Here is a 23,327-nt window from a genome sequence, read left to right on the forward strand (position 1 = left end):
GGGGGATTTTCAGGATGGAGCGGATTTTACTTTAACATCGAATTTTTTTAATTGAAGGATTTGTCGGATGCCATAAAATCCTATAATCCTTCAATCTTTTTAATCCCGGTTCAGAAAAAATCAACGCAATCCGCGAAATCATATCTCATCAGCGGTTCAGACCCTCAAAAACGTCTTCTTGGTATATAAATAATACAGGAACAGCCATTTCACCATCACATAGCAAATAGCCATTACTACAATATTAAACGGATCGCCAACTAACTGGCCTATCCATCCAAAGAAACCTTCGGTGGTATATTCCCATTTAATGAAGTGACCGGAGATATAAATGAGAATGGAGTTCATGCCTATCACCCTAAAATAAAAGGCCCATTTCTTATAGCCTTTTACATCAATGATATAATAAAATAGTGCCATCAGCAATAAGCTTAATCCCCCTACGTGCAGCACAAATGAGCTTGTCCACAGGTTTTTGTTGATCGGGAAATCAAGGTTCCAGATCTGGGCGAGGATCAGGAAGATCACACCAACCACAGCCATAGTAGCTACTTTGCGCATTTGCGTAATGCCGCCTTTTTTAAGCAGGATACCGGTAAGTATGCCTAATATGCCAGTGCTGATAGCCGGGATGGTTGAGAAAAGTCCTTCGGGATCATGAATGCCTAAGTATAATCGGCCCGGTAAAATGCTGCGGTCAACGTATGAGGCAAAGTTGCCTTTCATGGTGAGGTCACCAATAGGAAAGCCCGGGGCTGAAGTGAATTTAAGTAGCAGCCAATAGCCGATAATGAAAAAGCAAAACCAAAACATTTGCCAGCGCTCTTTACTATACAGGTAAATGATATTGGCAAACATATAAGCAATACCAATACGACCAAGCACACTCGGGAACCGGATCTCTGAAATCGGCATAATTTTTATTCCGTTGTTGACAACAAGGCCAAGCAGCACCAAAATAAATGCCCGCTTAATAACCCGTAGTAATAATTGCTGACGAGTTTTACCTTTCTCCAGTTCGCGCCCTACAGAAAACGGCGTTGATACACCAGCCATAAATAGGAATAGCGGGAAAATAAGATCATACAGGTGAAAACCATTCCAATCCGGATGGGTAAACTGGTTGGCTATAGCGCCCCAAAAAGGTGAGCCGGTGGCTTTGGCCATACCGTGAAAAATCTCTTCGCCGCCCATGATCCAAAACATATCGAAGCCGCGAAGGGCATCCAATGAAAATAAGCGGGTAGGGGCCGCGTTTATGTCGTCGGCCTGTTTGGCGCTTGCCTGGTTTGCTGTGATAGCCATTAGTTTAATTGTATTTTTAGGTTTTGAACTAAAGATAGTAAAAGCCATACTATTTAAAATTATTTTTTTACATCGATTGGCTTTTATAATCTATTTAAAAAGATTCAGGCATTTTATGTAGAGACGCATAATTGCGTCCCCCGTAGGACATGCCGTTTTGCACAGCGTTTAACCTACCGCAATTTGCACGCGGGAGACGCAATTATGCGTCTCTACAGGTAAAACAAAGATTTTAAAATAAAACCAAAATGCTGCCGTAAATTCGCAGCCTTGTAATTATGCCAATGTTAGAGATCATATACCGCGATGAGCACCTGATTGCCATCAACAAGCCGCACGGGTTACTGGTACACCGTTCATCCATAGCGGCCGATGCGTCAGAGTTTGCTCTGCAACTGCTCCGCGACCAGATTGGTATGAAAGTTAACCCTGTTCACCGTATCGATCGTAAAACAGGGGGCATTCTGCTTTTTGCCTTTAATAAAGAGGTTGAGATTGCCATGCAAAAAGCCTTTATGGAAAACCAGGTAAGCAAAAAATACCTGGCCATAGTACGGGGACATACACCCGATGCGGAAAGCATTGATTATCCGTTACGCAAGGAGAACGGCACCCTGCAGGATGCATTTACGAGTTACACCACCCTTAAACGTGCAGAACTTGATATTGCTTTTGGCAAGCATCCCACTTCACGATACTCATTGGTTGAAGCTGTGCCCACTACCGGACGCATGCATCAGCTTCGCAAACATTTGAGTCATATTTTTCACCCCATTATAGGCGACCGCACGCATGGCTGCAATAAACAAAATAAGTTGTTTTTGGAACAGTGGGAAATGACCACCATGTTGCTGCATGCCTCGCAATTAGTATTTATACACCCTGTAACCGGAGGAGAAGTAAAGATACAGGCCGCACTTCAACCGGAATTTGCACGTGTTATGGAAATCATGGGCTGGTAATTGTATTAATCTTAAAGCAAATATTTAAACAAAACCGGTTTGAAATTGTAGTTGATACATGGAAAAGTCGGTGATTTATGATCTGGATACCGAAGATGGTATACGCCAGATCAGAATTGAAGCGGTACACCAGCTGATGCCCGGCACACATGAGTATGCGATGGGTGTGTTTAGGTTAAGTGAGGGCGAAACAGATCTTGGAGATATTGTTTTTGACGACGATATGCACGAGTGGGAATATACCTGTATGGGCGACTTAAGCCATCGGGAAGCAAAAAAGATAGCAAGATTTATCAAACATAATTTTAGCGCCGAGGTAGCGGAGTAGGAGTGTTAGGTACGCACGTTCAAGCGTCCTTCGCTTGAATGCTAACGAATAGGAGCGTCCACGCTCCCGGTTTAAGTTAAGCGTGGACGCTTAACTTTTCGAATGGTTCAAGCGTCGACGCTTGAACCTGCACGGGCAATACCGCTTAAATAGTGCCAATAATATTTACCGTATCTTTGCACCTCAACAAAAACAAATCATGATTGATAAGGCATTGAGTAACCTCGGCATAACTGCCCTTAACCCCATGCAGCTTGCCGCGCTTAGTGCCGCTAAAAAGGGCGATGTAATACTTCTGTCACCTACGGGTTCAGGGAAAACATTGGGTTTTTTATTGCCGCTGCTTAACCTGCTTGATGCTGGTGTTGCTACTGTCCAGGTAATGATCCTGGTACCATCGCGTGAGCTTGCCTTGCAAATTGAGCAGGTTTGGAAATCGATGGGCACCGGCTTTAAGATTAATTGCTGTTATGGCGGTCATGCTGTAAAAATAGAGCGTAATAACCTATCACATCCACCAGCAGTTTTGGTTGGCACGCCGGGGAGGATTGCCTTTCACCTGCGCGAAGAGAATTTCAGTACCGATACTGTACGTACGCTCATTCTCGATGAGTTTGATAAAGCACTTGAATTCGGTTTCCAGGAAGATATGGCTTATATCATCAGGCAGTTGCCTGCTGTTAAAAAGAGGATCCTTACCTCGGCCACCAAAATGGACGAGATCCCTGAATTTACTGGTATTACCAGGCCTGTTGAAGTGAATTTTTTAAGTAATGTAACTTCTGCCCCGGATATTAAACAGAAAGCTGTGATATCTGAAGCGGCCGACAAACTGGATGCACTGTTTGCCCTGATCTGTAAAATAGGGAATAAAGCAACCCTGGTGTTTTGCAACCACCGGGAGGCTGTAGACCGGATCAGCGAACTGCTTTGGTATAAAGGGCTGGAGCATGATGTTTTTCATGGCGGTATGGAACAGGATGACCGTGAGCGGGCCCTGTTAAAATTCAGAAACGGAAGTCACCGTTTGCTGATCACTACCGATCTGGCTTCACGTGGGTTGGATATCCCCGAAATAGAATATGTGGTGCATTACCAGCTGCCTCATAATGAGGAGGCGTTTTTGCATCGCAACGGTCGTACAGCACGTATGAATGCCAAAGGGACATCATACCTGATGCTTACGCCTGATGAAAAGCTGCCTTATTTAAAACAATTGCCAGAGGTTGAACAACTGCCCGAAAAGCTGATACATCCGCCTGCATCGCCATGGGTTACGTTGTACATAGCTGCCGGGAAAAAGGATAAGGTTAACAAAGTAGATATAGTAGGCCTGCTGCTTAAAAAGGGCGGTTTGGCAAAGGATGACCTCGGCCTGATAGAAGTACTTGACTACTCATCATATGCTGCCATAAAGCGCGACAAGATAGAAGGTGTAGTAAAACAGGTAAAAGCCGAAAAAATTAAAGGCAAAAAGGTGAAGATGGAAATTTCGAGGTAATTTTGTTTAAAAGATAGATACAATGAGCAACAACGATATCATGAAAAAGCTGCGGGTGGCCATGAAATTTACTGATGATGATATTATCAAAGTTTTAGAGCTTGTCAATTTCAGGATCACCAAAGCCGAAATAGGTGCCATATTCCGCGCTGATGACCACCCCAACTTTAAACCCTGCGGCGACCAGATTCTTCGTAACTTCCTGAATGGCCTGATCATTTACAAACGCGGCCCAAGGGAACCAAAACCGAAGGCGGAGTAATCTGAACCGGGATTTGGGGAGATTTTTTGGATTAATTGGATTTGATTTGCAATAATCCTCAAATTCCGAAAATCATGGTTCAGAAAAAATCTGCAAGCGGACAAGTTAATCCTGTCATCCGAAAAATCCGTAAAATCTCGGTTCAATGCCCTTCTACAGGTTTTTCCTGAATTAGCCTGTATCTCCCTGATTTAATCAGCTTTTGCTGCTGAGCCGAAAATGAGGTACGGCCACCGAAATCCTGTACCCAGTAGGTTTTATATTCGGCTACGCCAACTTCTTTAAAGTCGGGGTTCATGAGGTTACGGCAGTGGCCTTCGCTTTTAAACCAGCCTGCCATCACTTCTGCAATACTTTGTTGCCCCTGTGCTATGTTTTCGCCTATGGCAAAACTTTTGAAACCTTTAAATTTATAACCGGCGTAAACAATGCGGTCTTCCATACTGCGGCCATCCTGGCTATCATGACTGAAATAGTTTTTAAGCGCCATATCTTTGGCATGGCCTGCCGCTGCATCTTCAAGGTCATTATTCCAGGTAAGGGGAGGGACAGGCGGAAAATATTTATTGCCGCAATTGCAACCCTTTTGGCGGGTAGCATTAATGCTGTTTAAAAACTCCGTTCTGAATTGCCTGCTGCTTTGGCCGTAGGTATCACCAAAAGATATCAACGCAGCAAAAAATACAACTAATTTCTTCATCTTGATAGTTTGACAATCTTAAACGCTTGTGGTTTAAATTATTGTTTTGGCCGCCTGATAGCCGAACGCCATCTGCCGGTTTTTCTTCGCCGGTAAATGATGATTAATGTTATAACGACGAGAATAAGAGTGATGACGATGAGAAAGATAATGAGGTTATGTGCCTGGCGTATCTTAGCATTGGCCTGCGCTTCCAGTTGGAGGTATACACTTTTTTTTTGGCCAGTACCGAATCTTTCTTTTTGATCTTTATTGAATCCGAAGCAACTACTTTAGCAATACTGTCGACAGTGACCTGGTTGAGACTATCGTCCAGAAACTCATGACGTTTAATAGCCTCGGCAGCTTTATCAAAATCGTTCATTTTGCGGTACAGTTCGGCATAGCCCACCTGTACAACCGATTCCTTTTTAGGGTCGCGGGTTTTGAGCGATAAAGCGAGGGCATCATTCAGGTCTTTCTTGCTTAGCTTATAATCTTTTATATCGCTTTTAATGGCTGCAAGTTCAACAAGCGAAGTAATGATATTAAGTGTATCCTTTATTTGCCTTGAGATGGTGTTCGACTGTAAAATGAACCACTTGGCCTGGCTAAACTTACGCTGCGAGCGGTAAACCTTAGCCAGCGCATTAAAGCTTGTACGCAAGCCTAAAGTGTCATTATAGCTTGAGTAGCTATGAAGTGCAAGCATAGTATAATTGAGTGCCTCGGTTTGAAAATAGTATTTCATCCGCCGGGTTGATACGGTATCGTAATTTAAATAGCAGGCAGCTATCTGGGTATAGATAGGGCCCTTTAATGAGTCGCTGGTAACCTGTAATTTTTGCTTAAGGCTGTCAAGATCACCGGCGTGTGCTGATAATTTAAATGTGGCTGTCAGAATAAAAAGTAAGGTAGTAAGTCTCTTCATATAACAGATTACCCGAAAATAACAATAATCTGCTTATAATTAGGCAAATAGCGTGCCTGTTTAAGTCTGCTTTAATGTGTGTTCATCAAAGTTTTGTAGCTTTTTGTTTGTTTTTGAGCTGTATTGGCTGTTTTTCAGGAAGATAGCCTTGAAAATATTAATCAACAATTGTTTGCACGTTTCCACAGAATCTGCTTTGATACATGAAATTGTATACAAAAACAGATTTTATGCTTTGGCAGGGTGCTAAGAAGCTGTTTAAAAATGCAAAATGTTCATCGCCGTTGGTTTTAACCAACGATAAACAAGTTGAAATGTCTTGGCTTTAGCCCAATTACGCGTACAGATTTGGGCTGAAGCCCTCTTATCGGTACTCATTGTTCCATTGGTTAAAACCAACGGCTATGAAGTTCTATCTACATGTAGAAGACACTCATCAATTTTAAACAGCTTCTAAGAAATCACGCGTTCGTAATTATTCAAAGCCGATCTTAATCCGGCGAATTTCTTTAACAACACGTTATACAAGGTAATTCCTAATGCTGCACAGGTAATGCCCGCAAGCACGTCAAGTACGTAATGGTGACTTGCATAAACAGCCGTAAACCAAATTCCAACGGTTACTATAGCAAAGAAGATGTTGGCCAGCCCCAGCCTGTTTTTGAGGCCGTAGTAAAGTACAATCACCGGGTAGGAGGAATGCAGCGATGGCATGGCTGCAAACACGTTTGAGCCTTTGGTGTAAATATTTTTAAAAATGCCGGCGTGAAAATAAGCATCAAACCTGGCCAGCCCTGCCGTATTGCCCATGGTTAACGGAATAAAATGGAAGCCGTGGTATTGAACAAACCATGGCGGTGCTGCAGGGTAGGTATAGTATACTATGAAACCTAATATGTTTACCAGAACAAATGTTAACGAAAAATTGAGGAACTGTTTTTTGTTTTTGAAAAACAGGTAAGCAGCAAAGCCCAGCGGTACGGGGATCCAGCACAGATAGAAGAGGCCTGACACAACGTCGATAAAAGTGTTGCTATTGGCCAGCCAGTATTCGTTAGGAGTGAGCAGTTTGCCATTAAAATGGATGCCAAATAAATATTTTTCTGCATTATAAAGCTGCGCTATATGTACTGGGTTGTAGTTATAATTGGGGAAGGCCTTCATGTAATCAAAAATGATCCAGTACACTATAAAAATAGTGAAGCCCAGTATAAACTTGCGGGTTATGGCCGATGCATAGAAAAGCACATTAAAAATAAGTACCAGCGTAAGCTCATCCGGTTTGTACCCAATAAGAAACGTTGAAAGCGCCAGGTAAGCAATGGAAAGCAGCGAAACAATAATTATCGACCGGATATTTACCGTTACGCCGTTGTTGGCTTTGGTCATTGCTATTTTTTTAAGAAATCTGAACGGAAAATTTTATCCCAGAAAGGTGAACTTACCCCATAGCCTTTTTCAGGGTCTTGATAGTGGTGAAGCATGTGGTGCTGTTTTATTCTTTTGAATAGCCCGCTTTTAAAGTTGAAATGGTGCATGGCATAATGGGATATGTCATAAAACAGGTACCCTAAAATAAAGCCCGGGAAAAAGCCCCAGATGTAATTGACAGGCAGCATCCATTTAAACAAAAAGAAAAAGCCCGTAGCCAGCGGAATGCTTAGCGAAGGGGGCAGTACCAAACGTTTGGCATCGCTCGGGTAATCATGATGTACACCGTGCATAATAAAGTGCAGACGTTGCGCCCATTCCAGTTTTTCGCTTGGCTGGTAATGAAACACAAAACGGTGCATGATATATTCGGTGATGGTCCAGATAAACAGGCCGAAGATGAACAATCCGAGATAAGTTAAAACATCTAACCCCAAATCAAAGAATTTATAGCTGCAATATCCAATAACGGGAACAAAAATATAAAGAGGCACGGTGTAATGCACTTTCGATAAACCTTCCAAAAAATCGCTTTTGAACATTCGCACAGATTCCTGCGAGTTGGATATATATTTCTTTTTCATGTTATAATCAGGGTTTAAAACGTTTTTAGGATCTCTCTGCCTGTTATGGTGTATTTTAATTTTATTAAAGATGGCTGGCCTTTAACCAGCAAAAGGCAATTTTAGCAAAGATATTGCTAAGTGTAAATGCCTTTATTTTATTGTTACGAAGATATGATATTTGTTGCTAAGTCTTAAACCCTAAGTTTTAAGTTCTGAGCTTTAGTGCTAAGCCTTGAGCCTCCAGTAAAAAAGTCAACCCAAGCGCAGGCAACATTCAACTCCCGACTTAATACTTAATGCTTTCGACTTAAAATTTAATCTTCCCCTTCTTCCAGTTTCATTAAAGCTTTTTTAGCTTCTCTTAACCTGTTAAAGGCAGTAATATTTGTTAGTACAGCCAGGATCACCAGCGGAATGGTAAATATCGAAATGGTTTCAAATACATGGAACTTGATACCTGGGATGAACAATTTATAGTTACCGCCAATATACTGGGCTACAATACCTGAAAGTGCGGCACACAAGCCAATGGTTACCACACGCTCGGGTCTTTGCATTAAGCCACCTTTAATTTCAACCCCTAAACCTTCGGCACGGGCACGTACATAGCTAACCATCATTGAGCCAATAAGCGCTATAAATGCAGCTATCGAACTCAAAAAGTAGTGATGTGCCACCAGGTAATAGCAAATACCCAAAAACATGATCAATTCGCTGTAGCGGTCAAGTACAGAGTCATACAATGCGCCAAAAGTTGATTTCATGTTGCCTAAACGGGCTACCTGGCCATCAAGCATATCAAACAGGCCTGCAAAAAGGATAAGACCACCCGCCCAGCCTACATAGCTCAGATCGCCGCGGTTACCTTCTTCGGCACCTAAAATAAATATACCTGCAACGCCCACATTAAGTACAAAGCCTATGGTAGTAACTGCATTGGGGGTTAAGCCTATTTTTATAAGGATCTTCACAAACGGATCAATAACCTTATATATGCCTAACTGTAGGTTGGTTCTGAAAGATCTCCTAAGTGTTGTTGTTTGCTGTTCCATGTGTTCTCTCTGCTTATTTAGGTGCGATGATTAAAAGTCGAATTTAACCCTGGTGCGCAGGCCCCATTGGGCAACGTTTGGCTGGTCAAGGTAGTTAAATCGCCTCACAAAATCTATGCGTATAAATTTAAATATATTTTCAATACCAACACTACCCTCAACATAAGGTGTTTTGCCTAATGTATAAGTAATTGGCACGCCATCGGTGCCAACCGGCAATTGGTATAATGAGGGATGTATTGATGGATTATTTTGATCAGATAAACCGCCGTATAATACTTTCAATGATGCAGTTTCACGCCATTTCAATTTCTTTAACAACGGTATTTTGTTAAAGAAGAAACCGCTAAAGTGCTGGTCTATCCTGAAACTTGCATACTTATCGCTCACAAACTCCAAAAAGTTCATTAAGTTGTACGAGTCGATATCATAAGCATAGGTTTGGTTTGCCCTGTGTATAGTTAACAGCGGGTATGGTACCGAGCCGAAAATTTTACCTGCCGAAACATTGATATCCGCATAACCTAACTGCGAAAAATAGAAGCGTTTGTCTGCACGGAAATCAAGCTTTTGATAGTTGTATTCGCCTGCAAATAAGCCTTTAATACCGGCTGCGTAATCAAGCTCAAACGCGGGATATTTATTCGGGATCGGGATCCTGTAAATTTTACCCTGGTAAAACTGCTCATGCGGTGCCCAACGGATACTGCCGGTAAGCTCGGTAGTGGTTAAATGATGGATTGAGTTTGGTAAATCATTAACGAGGTTGTCAAAGTACAATGATCCGGCCGGTTCCTGCGTCCATTTTTTAAAGCCTGCGGCAAACGACAGGTGGCTTTCCAGCTCGTGTAAATAATCAAACCTGTAAAAATCGTTGTAAAGGAATTTATCGTTCACACCACGTTTAAACGATAACAGGAAGTTATCCTCCTGCACAAACTGTAGGTTGGCACCCGGAATCTTGGTATCACGCTGAAAGCTTGCCCTGATATAGTTTTGCGGAAAACGGTAGATGGATTTATCATTAAGCGAGTAGGTTGCACTTAAAAAGTACTTCCAGCGCTCGTCTTTAAAACCATAGGCTGCATACGTTTCAAAATAGTAACGCTTACTTAATTCAGGCGTTGTACGGCCACCAACACGCAAACGGAAACCTTCAACCGGGTTAAAGCTGTAAAATGTATTGGCAGGGCCTAATTCAAACTTACCAAAGCCTTTATAACCTGCCAGTAACAAGGTTGCTATATCAACCGTACGCTTAAATGAAGGCATGTTGCGCAGGCTGTCAATGTTTTTATAAACCTTTGATTCGGCCAGTGTCAATGTATCCGGCCTGTTTTGCTGCCAGAACGCTTCAGGACGATGCTTTACCTCATCACTTAGTTCGGCATATTGAGAGCCCTGGTACGCTGTATCCGGTCGTGGCTTATTAACAACATAGTTGCTGTAGGTTATGGCCCGTATACCAAACAAACCGCTTTTTGCATCTTTTTTCGACGCGCCAAAATCAGCAATAGTTGTGCTTTTGCTTAAATGATAGCGGCCATCAGGGTTTTGCTGAAACTCAAGGTTTACAGTCATCGACCTGATGAAGTTGATGTTGATGTGTTTGTTGATTGTCAGATCGCACTTTTGCACAGCGTAATTGCCGTCGAGCGTGATATAAATACTACCCTCAAAAAGTACATCTGTTGTATTGCGTGGTGTAAAATCAAGCTTTACAAGCTTGTTATTATGTGCGTCGACAATAGTATCTGCAATAAAGTATTTGTAGTAATTAGGCGAGTTATCAGAGATAGGGCTCAGAAACTGACTGGTTATTAAAAATACGTTGTTGGTATAAATATCAACTTTGTTATATAAGTGCTTGAAGTATTGGGTAAGGCCCTCGTTATCAATACCGGCACCATAGTTCACACTTTTTTGGCCTTCGATATTTTCTCTTGTTTTTTCGGGGTTCTTTCGATAATAAACCTGTTGTAGTTTTTCGTCAAGGTAGATAGGAAGCAATGATTTGCCCGGTATCAATGAGCTATCACGGTTATCTAAAATGAACTTGTATTTACGGAAAAACTTCCTGTCCGAAAATTGGGCTGATACATTGCTCAGCGCAAACATCATTTTGTCGTATTCCTTGTATTCAACGTAGTTGTATGCTTCCGGACGGTTCTTTTCTTTATTTTCAATCACCTTGCGGATCAACTCAACTGCGGGGTTATCTTTATTGCGGTACTTAGGTTTTTTACCTGATTTTACCACAACCTCGTTAAGTTCTTGCGAAGCAGGGAATAGCCTCACATTTATAACCTGTTCTTTACCCGGTACAACAGCTAAAAAGGCATCTTTATAGCCTAAAAACGAAATTTTGATTTGTTTATATTGCTGATTGCTTGTTGCAAGACGATATTTACCATTAAGATCGGTGGTGGTGCCGGTAGTGGTACCGGTAAACGAAATACTAACAGATGGCAGTGTTTGCTTGTTACCGGCATCGGTAACAGTACCCGTTATAACCGTTTGCTGCGCATAAAGTGCCGAAACGGAAAAGAACAGTATTAAGAAAATTAAGCTTTTATAAAATTTATTACAATCCATGTACTTTGTGCAATGTGCAAATACAAACTTCTTTTTTCGGCTTAACACTGTATTATTAGATAAAGAGGTATGTATTAGTTATTCAAATGTTTTTGACGGATTAATTATGCCCGCCCCTGTATGTTTTTCGTCAGTCTGTTACCCCAATTTTTACTTATCAACCTCACTTTGTGCACTCCCGGCAAGTGGCTGCTACGGAGTTTACAATTAACAGGCCAAAGGTAAAAAAAATCAGAACAGACTAATGTGGTCAAAAAGTCAAATATTGTTTACAGCTATTTGGTATCATATTTACGCAGCCATAAATAAACCTCAATAACGGCAGTAGCTGGTAGTTAGTACGGCAACTGTATCAGGTCTGTAACGTTGTTTGTTTTGTAAAGCATTGATAATGAGTATTTATTAAATGGTTTTTAGACTTCAGGAAGAGCTTTCAACGCATATAAATAACATTATTTAACATTTGATACTTAGCAGTCATAAGACTATGGCTTTAAAATAATGTTACCAGGTTAGATTTTTTTTACTTCATAAAAACAAAACAGCCGTAAAGCAGGGTTCAATGCTTACGGCTGTTTTGACGGTATTTAGTAAATCAACGACTATTCAGTAGCGAACATATCGTCATAATAATCCAAACCAAGGTGGGTGATCAGGTCTTCGCCCATCAGGTAACGAAGGGTATTCTCCAATTTGATCAGTTGTTTGAAGATATCATTTTCTGCATGCAAACCTGGTGCTGTTTGAGGCGATTTCAGGTAGAACGATAACCATTCCTGAATACCGCTCATGCCGGCACGTTTAGCCAAATCGCAGAAGATAGCAAGGTCAAGCGCGATCGGGGCAGCAAGGATTGAGTCGCGGCAAAGGAAGTTGATCTTGATCTGCATTTTGTAACCTAACCAGCCAAAAATGTCGATGTTATCCCAGCTCTCTTTGTTATCGCCATGCGGAGGGTAATAGTTGATACGGATCTTGTGGTAAATGTTACCATAAAGCTCCTGGTTATCTTCAGGTTTGAAGATATCTTCCAACACACCCAGTTTTGATACTTCTTTAGTTTTAAAGTTGTCCGGATCGTCAAGTACCCAACCATCGCGGTTACCCAAAATGTTGGTTGAGAACCAGCCGTGTACACCTAATGAACGTGCTGCTAAACCTGGGGCTAAAACAGTTTTCATTAAAGTTTGACCGGTTTTGAAGTCTTTACCTGCAATAGGGGTTTTGGTTAATTTAGCCAGTTCGATCAATGCAGGGATATCAACTGTTAAGTTAGGGGCACCGTTAGCAAAAGGAACGCCTAATTTTAAAGCAGCATAAGCATAGATCATGCTTGGAGCGATCAGCTTATCATCATTTTTCAAACCTTCTTCAAAAGCGGCTAATGATTGATGTACAGCCGATGCTTCGTAATAGATCTCGGTTGAACCGCACCATACCAAAACAACCCTGTCAAGGCCATTAGCCTCTTTAAAGTTTTTGATATCTGCCATTACCTGCTCAGCAAGCTCAAGCCTGGTTCCGGTTTTAACGTGGGTACCGTCAAGGTTTTTAGCGTAGTTTTTATCAAACGCAGCTTTCATTGGTTTTATAGCTTCCAATTCGGCTTTAACAGCGTGCAATAAGCCAGCTTCAAGTACCTGTGCATTTGAAGCAGCTTCAAATACGTTATCTTCATAAACATCCCAACCACCAAATACAATATCGTTTAAGTCGACTAAAGGAACAAATTCTTTAATTTTAGGGTTACGGTTTTCGGTTCTTTTACCTAAACGGATGTGACCCATTTGAGTAAGGGAGCCGATTGGTTGCGAGATGCCTTTTTTAACGGCCTCTACGCCGGCAATCAAGGTAGTTGCCACAGCACCTAATCCGGGAATCAGGATACCAAGCTTACCTTTGGCAGGTGTAATGTTGATTTTCATTTATGTAACTGTTATTTATTTAAATTAAGTGGCTAAAGCCATTTGTTGGCTTTATACCATTTTAGCGTTTCGGCCATTCCGTTTTGCAAATTGTATAAAGGGTAAAATCCCAGGTCGGATTTAGCTGCTTCAATATCACAATTCCAGTTAATGGCGGTTAATTCATTAAGCTTTTCAATATTCAGTACCGCAGCCTTATTGCTCAAAGAACTTATTTTTTCGGCCACTGCGGCTATTATTTTAACAAAATTTACAGGCAGATGAAACTTCAGTGTTTTAAGCTTTAGCACATCTTTGGTGATGTTACCTAATTCATAGCGGTCGTAAAAATTACCGTCGCTCAAATTAAATGTCTTGTTATTACCACCATACAATGCCTTGATACTTGCTTTGGCAAGGTCTTTAACATATATGAAGCTAAGTTTTTGAGCCGTATTGCCTATATATGGTTCAATGCCTTTAACTATCTGTTTAAAAAATATAAATATGCCTGTATCCCTTGGTCCGTAAACCGCGGTAGGTCTTAGTATGGTGTAATTTAAGCCGGTTACCGTTTTTAGCTTTTCTTCTGCAAGCAATTTGCTCCGGCCGTAAGCTGTAACAGGATGCGGAGTGGTGGCCTCAGTTATAACACCGGTTAGCGAATTAAGTGGCCCAACGGATGCCAGGCTGCCAATAAGTACAAACTTTTTCAGGTCAGGACAACCTTCATAAGCTGCCGAGGCAAGGTTATAAGTGTATGTAGCGTTTATGCGGTTATATTCGGCTTCGGAGCGGGCGCTGGTTACGCCTGCTGCATGGATAATATAATCGGGCTTAATCTCGCTCAGTTGTTTCCTTAATGTTTCCTTATTGTTAAATTCGGGGTAAATATATTGAATATCCAAATTTTTCAAATGGTCTATTTTGCTGCTTTTTCTGATAGCAATAAAAACCTCGAGGTTGTTTTGTAAGGCCTCTTCAATTAAATGATATCCAACAAATCCGCTTGCACCGGTTATCAAAACCCGTTCCCTCATATTGCTTTTTGATATAATCTGTATTTTTTATAGGGATCCCCTTTGATGGCCTCAATAGCCCGGTTCACCATATCGTTGTGTTCCAATGTCCAGCCAGCCTCGGCATGGGCATAGCCTTTGGCTTTATATTCACGGATGATGGTGCCATATAAGCAAGCCTCAATGCCCATTTTGCGATAATCTTCAATTACCCCCAGTGCATAAATGCGGATGCCGGTAATGTTCTTTTTGCCAAATAGCAGTTTAAAAATGCCGGTTGGTAATAAGCGACCGCGTTTTATAGTTTTGAAAATGTCATTGTAGTTAGGCAGGGCAAGGCCAAATGCTACTATTTTGCCATGCTGTTCGGCCACAATGGCAAAGTCTGGATCAAGTATCAGTTTAAGATCTTTAGCTAAATAATCAAACTCTTCATCGGTAAGCGGAACGAAGCCCGTATTTTTATCCCAAGCCGAGTTATATACCTCGCGAAGCTTGGCCGCCTCTTCGTTAAACTTTTTAAGGTTGATTTTGCGGATTATAATATCACTGCGTTTCAAACGCTCCTCAAGCGAGTTTAATAATCGTACCGATTTATCATCGTAAGCCTGTCCGTCCCAATGCCACGCTATCATATCAACATCTTTGGTAAAACCGAAATTTTCTACCAGGTTGGTGTAATAAGCAAAATTATAGGTGTTCATCAAAAATGGCGAACTATCAAAGCCCTCTATCAACAAACCGCAAGGCTCATTGGTTGAAAAATTGGTTGGCCCCAATAACTTACCGGTAACACCTTTTTCTTTAAGCCATTTAGTAACGGTTTCAAAAAGTATAGTGGATACATTAGTATCATTAATACAGTCAAAAAAACCAAAAAAGCCATCGTTAACATGGCTGTACTCATTATGGCCGTTGTTAAGGATGGCAGCTATCCGGCCAACTATTTTATCGCCGTTATAAGCCAAAAAAGGCTGTACCGTATTGTGCTTATGAAAGGGATGTTTGGTTAGCAGGTCCCTTTGGGCAATAAACAATTCGGGAACGTAGTAAGGATCGTCCTTATACAGGTCGTGCGGGAAATCAATAAATGAAGCCAGTTCTTTTTTTGATTTAACCGTTACAATTGTAATCATGTGTGGTAAATGATTGAATAAAGCAAATAGGCGTGCTTTAAAATAATAATGTGCATTTAGCTTGCTTTAATAAAAAAGCAGCTAAATGCACAACAAAATTCTTCATTATATTTTTTCTTTAACAGAAGCTGTTACACCAACTTCTTTAAAGGCTTTTGATAGTTTTTCAACGGCTTCGTCAATTTGCTCAAATGTATGAGTAGCCATTAATGAGAAACGAAGCAACGACGAATCGGAAGGAACGGCAGGGGATACAACCGGGTTAACAAACACACCAGATGCTTGCAGGTGTTTGGTAACGGCGAATGTTTTTTCGTTATCACGAACGTAGATCGGCAAAATAGGGCTTTCAGTAGGGCCAAGGTCAAAACCTTCTTCCTGTAAAAGCTTCATGGCATAATTAGTATTATCCCAAAGTTTTTCAATTCTTTCCGGTTCAGATTCAATGATATCCAACGCTGCAATAACGCTGGCAACAGAACCCGGAGGCATACTTGCGCTGAACATTAATGAGCGTGCGCGGTGTTTGATATAATCAATAGTGTCCTGATCGCTGGCAATAAAACCACCTAATGAGGCTAATGATTTGCTGAAGGTACCCATGATCAGGTCAACCTCGTTAGTTAAATTAAAGTGTGAGGCAGTACCTGCACCTTTATCACCAATTACGCCAAGGCTGTGTGCATCATCAACCATAATGTTGGCACCGTAAGTATCGGCAAGTTCAACAATTTTAGGTAACTTAACAATATCGCCTTCCATGCTGAAAATTCCGTCAACGGCAATAATCTTCACGGCATCTTCAGGAAGGATGCTTAATTTGCGCTCCAGATCAGCCATATCGTTGTGAGCATACTTGATCACTTTTGAAAATGACAGGCGGCTGCCATCAATGATACAAGCATGGTCATACTCATCAAGTATGATATAGTCATTCCTGCCGGTAACGCAAGAAAGTACACCAAGGTTTACCTGGTAACCAGTGCTGAATAAAACAGTAGCTTCTTTGCCTACATAGCTGGCCAGCCTGTTTTCAAGCTCAATGTGGATATCAAGTGTACCGTTCAAAAAACGTGAACCGGCGCAGCCTGTGCCATATTTGTCAATTGCTTTTTTTGAAGCTTCTTTGATTTTTGGATGATTGGTAAGGCCTAAATATGAATTAGAGCCAAACATTAATACCCGCTTGTTGTCAATAATTACCTCAGTGTCTTGTGCAGACTCAATAGGCCTGAAATAAGGATATAACCCTCGTTCACGCAGCATATTGGCCACTTGAAACTGAGCGATTTTCCCATGTAGTTTTTTAACCATGTATATTAACTCTGCTTAAATTTTGTGTAAAAATACCATGAATAAGCATATAACTTATACGGTGTGTGTAAATTTTTTTTAAATAATGCCTATTAACGTATCAATACTACTTAAGAAGCACACAAATTCTTACAAGGCAAATTAATTAATTTTTTTATTTATATCGAGCCTATTATTTTCATTTTTTTGTAAAAACCCCAAAAAGCTTACACTATCCCGAGTTTTTGTAAAATTTTAGGTAAAATTCTTGTTCCTGATTTTAATTTAGTAATATTAATTACATATTCGCATTCCCTCGTATAAATCCTGCACTAATTGTAAAACTTTTCTTTATGATTTTGCTTGATATACATTGTTATCTATAGCTACCGTATGAAGAAAAAACACAAGTACTTTTTAGCACTTCTTGTACTTAATTTAACATTTAGTTTACACAGCAATAGTTATGCCCAAACTGCAGCCGATACTATCAACGGCCCGGTTACGCTGAAGCAGGCTATCGACTTTGCCTTGCGCAATCAACCTGCTGTTAAACAAGCTTCCATTGATGAGCAGATCAATGAGCGCGATATCAGGATCGGCCTATCGGCCTGGTTGCCGCAGGTAAATGGCTCCGGCCTTTATAATTATTATTATAAAGGCAGTCCGCAGGCTGGTGCCTCCGGTGCCAACATTCCAAGCAATGGCGGCGGTATCCGTAACCTTTCAACGTTGGGAGTAACGGCTTCGCAGGTTTTGTATAACAACGATGTGTTTCTTGCGTCAAGAGCAAAAAAATATTCGCGACAGTATTATAAAGAGAACACACTGAGCAGCCAGATTGATGTGGTAAGCGATGTAAGCAAGGCATTTTTTGATGTTTTACTATCGGAAAAGCAGCTTGATATCACTAATGAGGATATCATCAGGTTGCAAAGAAGCCTGAGGGATGCTAAAAGCAGGTACACCGCAGGCGTGTCTGATCCTACAGATTATAAGCAGGCTACTATATCTTTAAATAACTCATTGGCTACCCGTAAGCAAACCGAAGAGGCTATTAAAAGTAAAACCGCTTTATTAAAGCAAATTATGGGCGTAGGTGCAGCCACCCCGATAAACCTTTCTTATGATTCAACCCGGTATGAGCAGGAAGCCAGTATCGATACCTTACAGCCACTTAGTGTAAATAACCGGATCGAATATCGTTTGCTTGAGACAACCAAAGCACTCAATAACCTTAACGTTAATTACTACCGTTTTGGTTTTTTGCCTTCATTATCGGCAGTAGGCAGTTATCAGCATGCCTACTTCAGTCATGATCTGAGTGATCTTTATAATAGTTCATTCCCTACCGGTTACGTTGGCTTAACACTTGCTGTGCCGATTTTTCAGGGAACTAAACGCCTGCAAAACCTTGCCAAGGCAAGGCTTCAGGTTGAACGTACCGATTTGGATCTGATCAATACTAAAAATAGTATTTATACCGAATATACCCAGGCATTAGCGGCTTATAAAAGTAATTACACCAGCTACCAGCTCATTCGCGAAAACGTAAACCTTGCAAAAGATGTATATAAGGTGGTAAGCCTGCAGTACCGGGAAGGGGTAAAAACCTACCTTGATGTAATTGTATCACAAGCTGATTTGCGCACGGCCGAATTGAGTTACTACAATGCTTTGTTCAATTTGCTAAGCAGTAAAATTGATTTGCAGAGGGCACTGGGGATCCTGCCCGTTCAGCAACCATAAACACACCATCATACAAACAAAAAACTACAGCAACAAACGAACAACCTATTCTACATGAAACATACATATATATATTGGTTAGCCCCTGCAGCACTTTTAACATGGGCATCATGCGGTAAACCTCAAAAAGGCGGGCCGGCCGCCATGCCTCCAACCCCGGTGTACCTTGCCGACGCTAAAACGGCCGAAGCAGTTTACTATGATAAATACCAGGGTATTGTGGTTTCGGTAAACACAGTTGAACTGCGCAGCCAGGTACCGGGTTTTGTTACCGGCATATTTTTTAAAGAGGGCGATGTTGTGCAGAAAGGCAAAGTACTATACGAAATAGATAAACGTAAATATCAGGCGGCTTACGATCAGGCTAAAGCAAATGTATTAAGCGCCGAAGCTAACCTGGTTAAAGCGCAAAAAGATATTGACAGGTATAACATGCTGCTGAAAAGTGACGCTATTGCCCGCCAAACTGTTGATCAGGCCCAGGCAGCTTTTGAAACCAATAAAAGCCAGGTTGCAGTAGCGAAAGCCGCACTTGAGTCGGCCCGGACGGATTTATCCTATGCCACCATTACTGCTCCATTTGCAGGGCGTATAGGTATTTCGCAGGTGAGGTTAGGAACACAGGTAGTAGCTGGTACTACTTTGATGAACACTATATCTGCCGAGCACCCGATCGGTGTTGACGTAGTGATCAACGAACAGGACATCAACCGTTTTTATGGTCTGCAAAAATCAAGCACCGACAGCACCTTTAAACTGGTATTGCCCGATGGCAGCAAATACAGCAAAGCGGGTAAAGTATTAGCGATTGACCGTGGTGTAAATAACCAGACCGGTAGTATCAAGGTGCGGATCCAGTTCCCGAACGAGGATGATGTGCTTAAGGACGGTATGAGCTGTGTTTTGCAGGTGCTTAACAGCCAATCAGGGCAGCGTGTACAGATTCCGTATAAAGCAGTGACCGAGCAAATGGGCGAATTTTTTGTGTTTGCTACAAGAGATACTGTTGTGAAAGATACCGCAGCAGATAAAACGGTTAAAGACAGGCGCGATACCATTGCAAAACAGGTGAAAGTGAAATTAGGGCCGCGTATTAATGAAGATGTGGTGGTAATGGATGGTATAAAACAAGGCGACAAAGTGATTACCGATGGTTTCCAGCGTTTACGCGATGGGGGCAGGGTAACTACCGGTTCGGCAGCGCCGGCAGGAGCAGCACCTAAAAAATAATTTTATAGCAGAAGAATAAACTTAAGCTAAACAAGGGGCACATCTACCCTGGAAACTTAATATAGAGAAAGAATGATCGCAGATACTTTTATAAAACGACCGGTTACCGCCATTGTAATATCATTAGTGATATTAATAGTGGGTATCCTGTCAATAACCAGCCTGCCCATAGGCCAGTACCCTGACATTACACCGCCTACTGTATCTGTAACCGGTACTTATACCGGTGCCGATGCGCTCACGGTTGAGCAAACTGTTGCTACCCCTGTTGAGGTGCAGGTAAACGGTGTGCCTGGCATGACCTACCTGCAAAGTAACAGCAGCAGTAACGGCCAAATGAGCATGACCGTTAACTTTGACGTTGGTACCGATATCAATATTGCCGCCCTTGACGTGCAAAACCGTGTTGGTATTGCGTTACCAACCTTACCGCAGGAGGTTCAGCGTTTGGGTATGGTGGTACGTAAGCGTAACCCAAGTATTTTGATGCTGGTTGCCATGTACAGCCCTAAAGGCACACACGATGTTACTTTTAACGATAACTATACCAACGTATTTATAAAGGACGCAATTTTACGTACCAAAGGTGTGGGTGACGTTGTTACACGTGCCGACGATTTTAGTATGCGTATCTGGCTTAATCCTGATAAGCTTGCAGCCTTTGGTATGACCGCTGCCGATGTAACTAATGCCCTGCAGGAGCAAAACGCGCAGGTTGCCGCCGGTACTGTGGGTTCTACACCGCAACTAAAGGGACAAACGTTTGAATACTCGGTAATTGTGAAAGGCCGTTTAGAGAAGCCGGAAGAGTTTGGTAATGTGGTGGTCAGGACGCAGCCCAATAACGGAGGCATTGTACACCTTAAAGATGTTGCCCGGATTGATCTGGGTAAATTCAACTATTCTGGTAACTCGTTTGTTGATGGTAAAAGGGCCTCTTACCTGTTAGTTTATCAGGCCCCTAACAGTAACTCCCTTGAAACTGCCGATAACGTATACGCTACTATGGAAGAGCTTAAAAAAAGCTTTCCTAAGGATATTGATTACGTAGTACCTTTTGAGGCGGTGACCGTTGTAAAGGTATCTGTTGACGAAGTGGTTGAAACCCTGTTGATTGCTCTTGGGCTGGTGATTGTTGTGGTGTTCCTGTTTTTACAAAGCTGGCGTACTACACTCATCCCGGTACTGGCAATCCCTGTATCCATTATAGGTACGTTTATCTTTTTTATCCCGCTCAATTTTACCATTAATACGCTAACGCTATTCGGTTTCGTACTGGCTATCGGTATTGTGGTGGATGATGCTATTGTGGTGGTAGAGGCTGTACAGCATTATATGGACGAAGAGGGCATGACGCCGAAGGAAGCCACCCAGCACGCCATGGCCGATATCTCCGCGCCGGTAATAGCTATAGCATTGATCCTGGCAGCGGTATTTGTGCCGGTAGGTTTTGTGCCGGGTATAGTAGGCCGCTTATATCAGCAGTTTGCCATCACCATTGCTATATCGGTTTTGATTTCGGCGTTTGTGGCGCTGTCATTAACACCTGCTTTGTGTACGCTGATATTGCGCCCGCAAAAAATTGACGAAAACTCGCGCGGTTTAAATAAATTCTTCTTTAAATTCAATACCTGGTTTACCCGTGTAACTGGTAAATACCGCAATACGGTTGATAAAAGTATTAAGAATTCAAAGTACGTGATCATTGTGCTGGTATGTATCATTATCGGAACAATATTGTTATTCAGAAGCAAACCATCGGGCTTTATTCCGTTGGAAGATGACGGTCGCGTATACATCACTTTCGATTTGCCTGAAGCATCATCAACCGGCAGAACGGTAGATGTACTGGGCCGGATGATGAAAACCCTTGACAGCGTACCCGAAATTGCGCATTACGCAGCGTTAGGTGGTTTGAACGCTATCAGTTTTGCAAGTAAATCAAACAGTGCCACCATATTTGTTCAGCTTAAACCGTGGGACGAGCGTAAAGAAAAATCGCAACAGATAGTAGCCTTAGTTGGCCGTTTAAACCAGAAACTGGCCAAATATAAAGAGGCTAACGTGGTTGTGATCCAACCGCCTGCAATTCCGGGTTTGGGTAGTACAGGTGGTTTCTCGTTCATATTAGAAGAAAAACAAGCCGGTGGGGATATTAAGGTATTTGAGAAAACTTTGAAGAGTTTCCTTGGTGCAATCAATCAGCGTAAGGAAATAGCAAGGGCATTCTCGTTCTTTACCGCCAGTACACCTGCCTACCAGTTAACCATAGACAGGGAGAAATCCAAAAAGCTGGGCGTAGCGATATCCGATGTGAATAATGCACTGCAAACTTATTTGGGTAGTACCTACATTAATGACTTTACCATTTACGGCCGTAACTTTAGGGTAGTTGCGCAGGCAGATACCAGTTACCGTACCAATGTGCAAAACATCGGGCAGTACTTTGTTCGTAATTCTGCCGGTGCAATGGTGCCGTTAAGTACGCTTACATCATATAAGGTAATTGAAAACTCACCGTTGATATCGCATTATAATCTTTTCCGTTCGGCTGAGATTAACGGTAGTACCAAGCCGGGTTATAGTAGCGGTGATGCCATCACCGCACTGAAAGAAACGGCAGCCAAGGTACTGCCGCAAGGCTATGGCTATGAGTTTTCAGGTTTGAGCCGTGAGGAGTTATTATCGGGCTCTAAAACGGTTTATATCTTTGCATTGTCAATCGGGTTCGTGTTCCTATTTCTTGCAGCGTTGTATGAAAGCTGGTCGGTACCTTTCTCCGTGTTGTTATCGGTGCCATTAGGAGCATTTGGAGCTATTTTGTTCCTTACGTTCTGGCCAGATCTTACCAATAACGTTTATGCGCAAATTGGTTTGATAACGCTGATAGGTTTGGCGGCTAAAAATGCCATCTTGATTGTTGAGTTTGCCAAGGAACGTGTAGATGCAGGTATGGAACTGGAGAAGGCGACGCTTGAGGCTGTGCGGCTCCGTTTAAGACCGATCATTATGACATCCATGGCCTTTATATTAGGCGTTGTTCCGTTGATGATTGCATCAGGCGCAGGTGCCGAAGCACGTAAAACCATAGGCTGGACAGTGTTTGGCGGGATGCTTACTGCTACATCGTTAGCTATATTTATAGTACCGGTTTTATTTTACCTGATCACTAAAATGGCTTATGGTAAAGAGAAACTGGCTGAGCTTGAAAAAAATTATGATCCTAAAAAACACGGGCCAGCGGCTTAAATAGTATTGTTTGAATTTTGTAAAAAGAGAGGCTTTGGCCTCTCTTTTTTTGTTTTACAGCTGCTTTGGTATGCGCTTCATATCGGGTAAAAATGACTTCTGCCGTTTCCAGATTTCATGTTTGTATACACTTTT

The 23,327-nt window shown here is 41.9% G+C and carries 18 protein-coding genes; 7 read left to right on the plus strand and 11 right to left on the minus strand.

Annotation, left to right across the window (positions count from 1 at the left end; all coding sequences use genetic code 11):
* Positions 1 to 156: 156 nt before the first annotated feature.
* Complete coding sequence (locus MTO98_RS10330; protein ID WP_243486574.1) at positions 157 to 1,305, minus strand: acyltransferase family protein; 1,149 nt, start codon at positions 1,303 to 1,305, stop codon at positions 157 to 159.
* 284 nt (positions 1,306 to 1,589) lie between these two features.
* Here MTO98_RS10330 and MTO98_RS10335 point away from each other — a divergent pair, with 284 nt between their 5' ends.
* The 4 genes from MTO98_RS10335 (at position 1,590) to MTO98_RS10350 (ending at position 4,358) form a co-directional block, all read left to right on the plus strand.
* Entirely contained in the window at positions 1,590 to 2,267 is a 678-nt protein-coding gene (locus tag MTO98_RS10335) for a pseudouridine synthase (RefSeq protein ID WP_243486575.1), read from the plus strand.
* A 58-nt stretch (positions 2,268 to 2,325) separates the two neighbouring features.
* Positions 2,326 to 2,595 (plus strand): hypothetical protein, encoded by a 270-nt coding sequence (locus tag MTO98_RS10340; RefSeq protein ID WP_243486576.1) that lies wholly within the window; start codon positions 2,326 to 2,328, stop codon positions 2,593 to 2,595.
* A 199-nt stretch (positions 2,596 to 2,794) separates the two neighbouring features.
* Positions 2,795 to 4,096: a DEAD/DEAH box helicase gene (locus tag MTO98_RS10345; protein ID WP_243486577.1), complete on the plus strand. Its 1,302-nt coding sequence runs from the start codon at positions 2,795 to 2,797 to the stop codon at positions 4,094 to 4,096.
* Positions 4,097 to 4,118: 22 nt separating this feature from the next.
* Positions 4,119 to 4,358, plus strand: a complete 240-nt coding sequence (locus MTO98_RS10350) for a DUF1456 family protein (protein WP_243486578.1) — start codon at positions 4,119 to 4,121, stop codon at positions 4,356 to 4,358.
* Positions 4,359 to 4,500: 142 nt separating this feature from the next.
* Here the strand turns inward: MTO98_RS10350 and MTO98_RS10355 are convergent, their stop codons facing one another.
* The 10 genes from MTO98_RS10355 to MTO98_RS10400 form a co-directional block, all read right to left on the minus strand.
* Positions 4,501 to 5,058: a CAP domain-containing protein gene (locus MTO98_RS10355; RefSeq protein WP_243486579.1), complete on the minus strand. Its 558-nt coding sequence runs from the start codon at positions 5,056 to 5,058 to the stop codon at positions 4,501 to 4,503.
* A 109-nt stretch (positions 5,059 to 5,167) separates the two neighbouring features.
* Complete coding sequence (locus MTO98_RS10360) at positions 5,168 to 5,968, minus strand: tetratricopeptide repeat protein (protein ID WP_243486580.1); 801 nt, start codon at positions 5,966 to 5,968, stop codon at positions 5,168 to 5,170.
* Between the two features lie 453 nt (positions 5,969 to 6,421).
* The gene (locus MTO98_RS10365; RefSeq protein ID WP_243486581.1) at positions 6,422 to 7,357 is read right to left on the minus strand and encodes a phosphatase PAP2 family protein; all 936 of its coding nucleotides are present in this window, start codon (positions 7,355 to 7,357) and stop codon (positions 6,422 to 6,424) included.
* A gap of 2 nt (positions 7,358 to 7,359) precedes the next feature.
* Positions 7,360 to 7,983: a sterol desaturase family protein gene (locus tag MTO98_RS10370; protein ID WP_243486582.1), complete on the minus strand. Its 624-nt coding sequence runs from the start codon at positions 7,981 to 7,983 to the stop codon at positions 7,360 to 7,362.
* Positions 7,984 to 8,279: 296 nt separating this feature from the next.
* A complete protein-coding gene (locus tag MTO98_RS10375) occupies positions 8,280 to 9,017 on the minus strand; it encodes a CDP-alcohol phosphatidyltransferase family protein (protein WP_243486583.1) in 738 nt (245 codons plus the stop codon).
* 30 nt (positions 9,018 to 9,047) lie between these two features.
* Complete coding sequence (locus MTO98_RS10380) at positions 9,048 to 11,612, minus strand: DUF5686 and carboxypeptidase-like regulatory domain-containing protein (protein ID WP_243486584.1); 2,565 nt, start codon at positions 11,610 to 11,612, stop codon at positions 9,048 to 9,050.
* A 602-nt stretch (positions 11,613 to 12,214) separates the two neighbouring features.
* The gene (locus MTO98_RS10385; protein WP_243486585.1) at positions 12,215 to 13,537 is read right to left on the minus strand and encodes an inositol-3-phosphate synthase; all 1,323 of its coding nucleotides are present in this window, start codon (positions 13,535 to 13,537) and stop codon (positions 12,215 to 12,217) included.
* 32 nt (positions 13,538 to 13,569) lie between these two features.
* Positions 13,570 to 14,556 (minus strand): NAD(P)-dependent oxidoreductase, encoded by a 987-nt coding sequence (locus MTO98_RS10390; RefSeq protein ID WP_243486586.1) that lies wholly within the window; start codon positions 14,554 to 14,556, stop codon positions 13,570 to 13,572.
* Complete coding sequence (locus tag MTO98_RS10395; RefSeq protein WP_243486587.1) at positions 14,553 to 15,671, minus strand: hypothetical protein; 1,119 nt, start codon at positions 15,669 to 15,671, stop codon at positions 14,553 to 14,555. The genes MTO98_RS10390 and MTO98_RS10395 overlap by 4 nt, the downstream gene beginning before the upstream one ends.
* 105 nt (positions 15,672 to 15,776) lie before the next feature.
* Positions 15,777 to 16,985 carry a pyridoxal phosphate-dependent aminotransferase family protein gene (locus MTO98_RS10400; RefSeq protein ID WP_243486588.1) on the minus strand — a complete coding sequence of 403 codons (1,209 nt, stop codon included), beginning with the start codon at positions 16,983 to 16,985 and terminating at the stop codon, positions 15,777 to 15,779.
* A gap of 372 nt (positions 16,986 to 17,357) precedes the next feature.
* On the opposite strand from MTO98_RS10400, the gene MTO98_RS10405 reads away from it, so the two are divergent.
* The 3 genes from MTO98_RS10405 to MTO98_RS10415 all read left to right on the plus strand — a co-directional run bounded on the left by MTO98_RS10405 (position 17,358) and on the right by MTO98_RS10415 (position 23,192).
* Positions 17,358 to 18,713 (plus strand): TolC family protein, encoded by a 1,356-nt coding sequence (locus MTO98_RS10405; RefSeq protein WP_243486589.1) that lies wholly within the window; start codon positions 17,358 to 17,360, stop codon positions 18,711 to 18,713.
* 54 nt (positions 18,714 to 18,767) lie between these two features.
* Positions 18,768 to 19,943, plus strand: coding sequence for an efflux RND transporter periplasmic adaptor subunit (locus tag MTO98_RS10410; protein ID WP_243486590.1), 1,176 nt, complete (start codon positions 18,768 to 18,770; stop codon positions 19,941 to 19,943).
* A gap of 72 nt (positions 19,944 to 20,015) precedes the next feature.
* Positions 20,016 to 23,192 (plus strand): efflux RND transporter permease subunit, encoded by a 3,177-nt coding sequence (locus tag MTO98_RS10415; protein ID WP_243486591.1) that lies wholly within the window; start codon positions 20,016 to 20,018, stop codon positions 23,190 to 23,192.
* Positions 23,193 to 23,327 lie beyond the last annotated feature (135 nt).

The sequence above is a fragment of the Mucilaginibacter sp. SMC90 genome (assembly GCF_022811725.1).
Lineage (GTDB): Bacteria > Bacteroidota > Bacteroidia > Sphingobacteriales > Sphingobacteriaceae > Mucilaginibacter.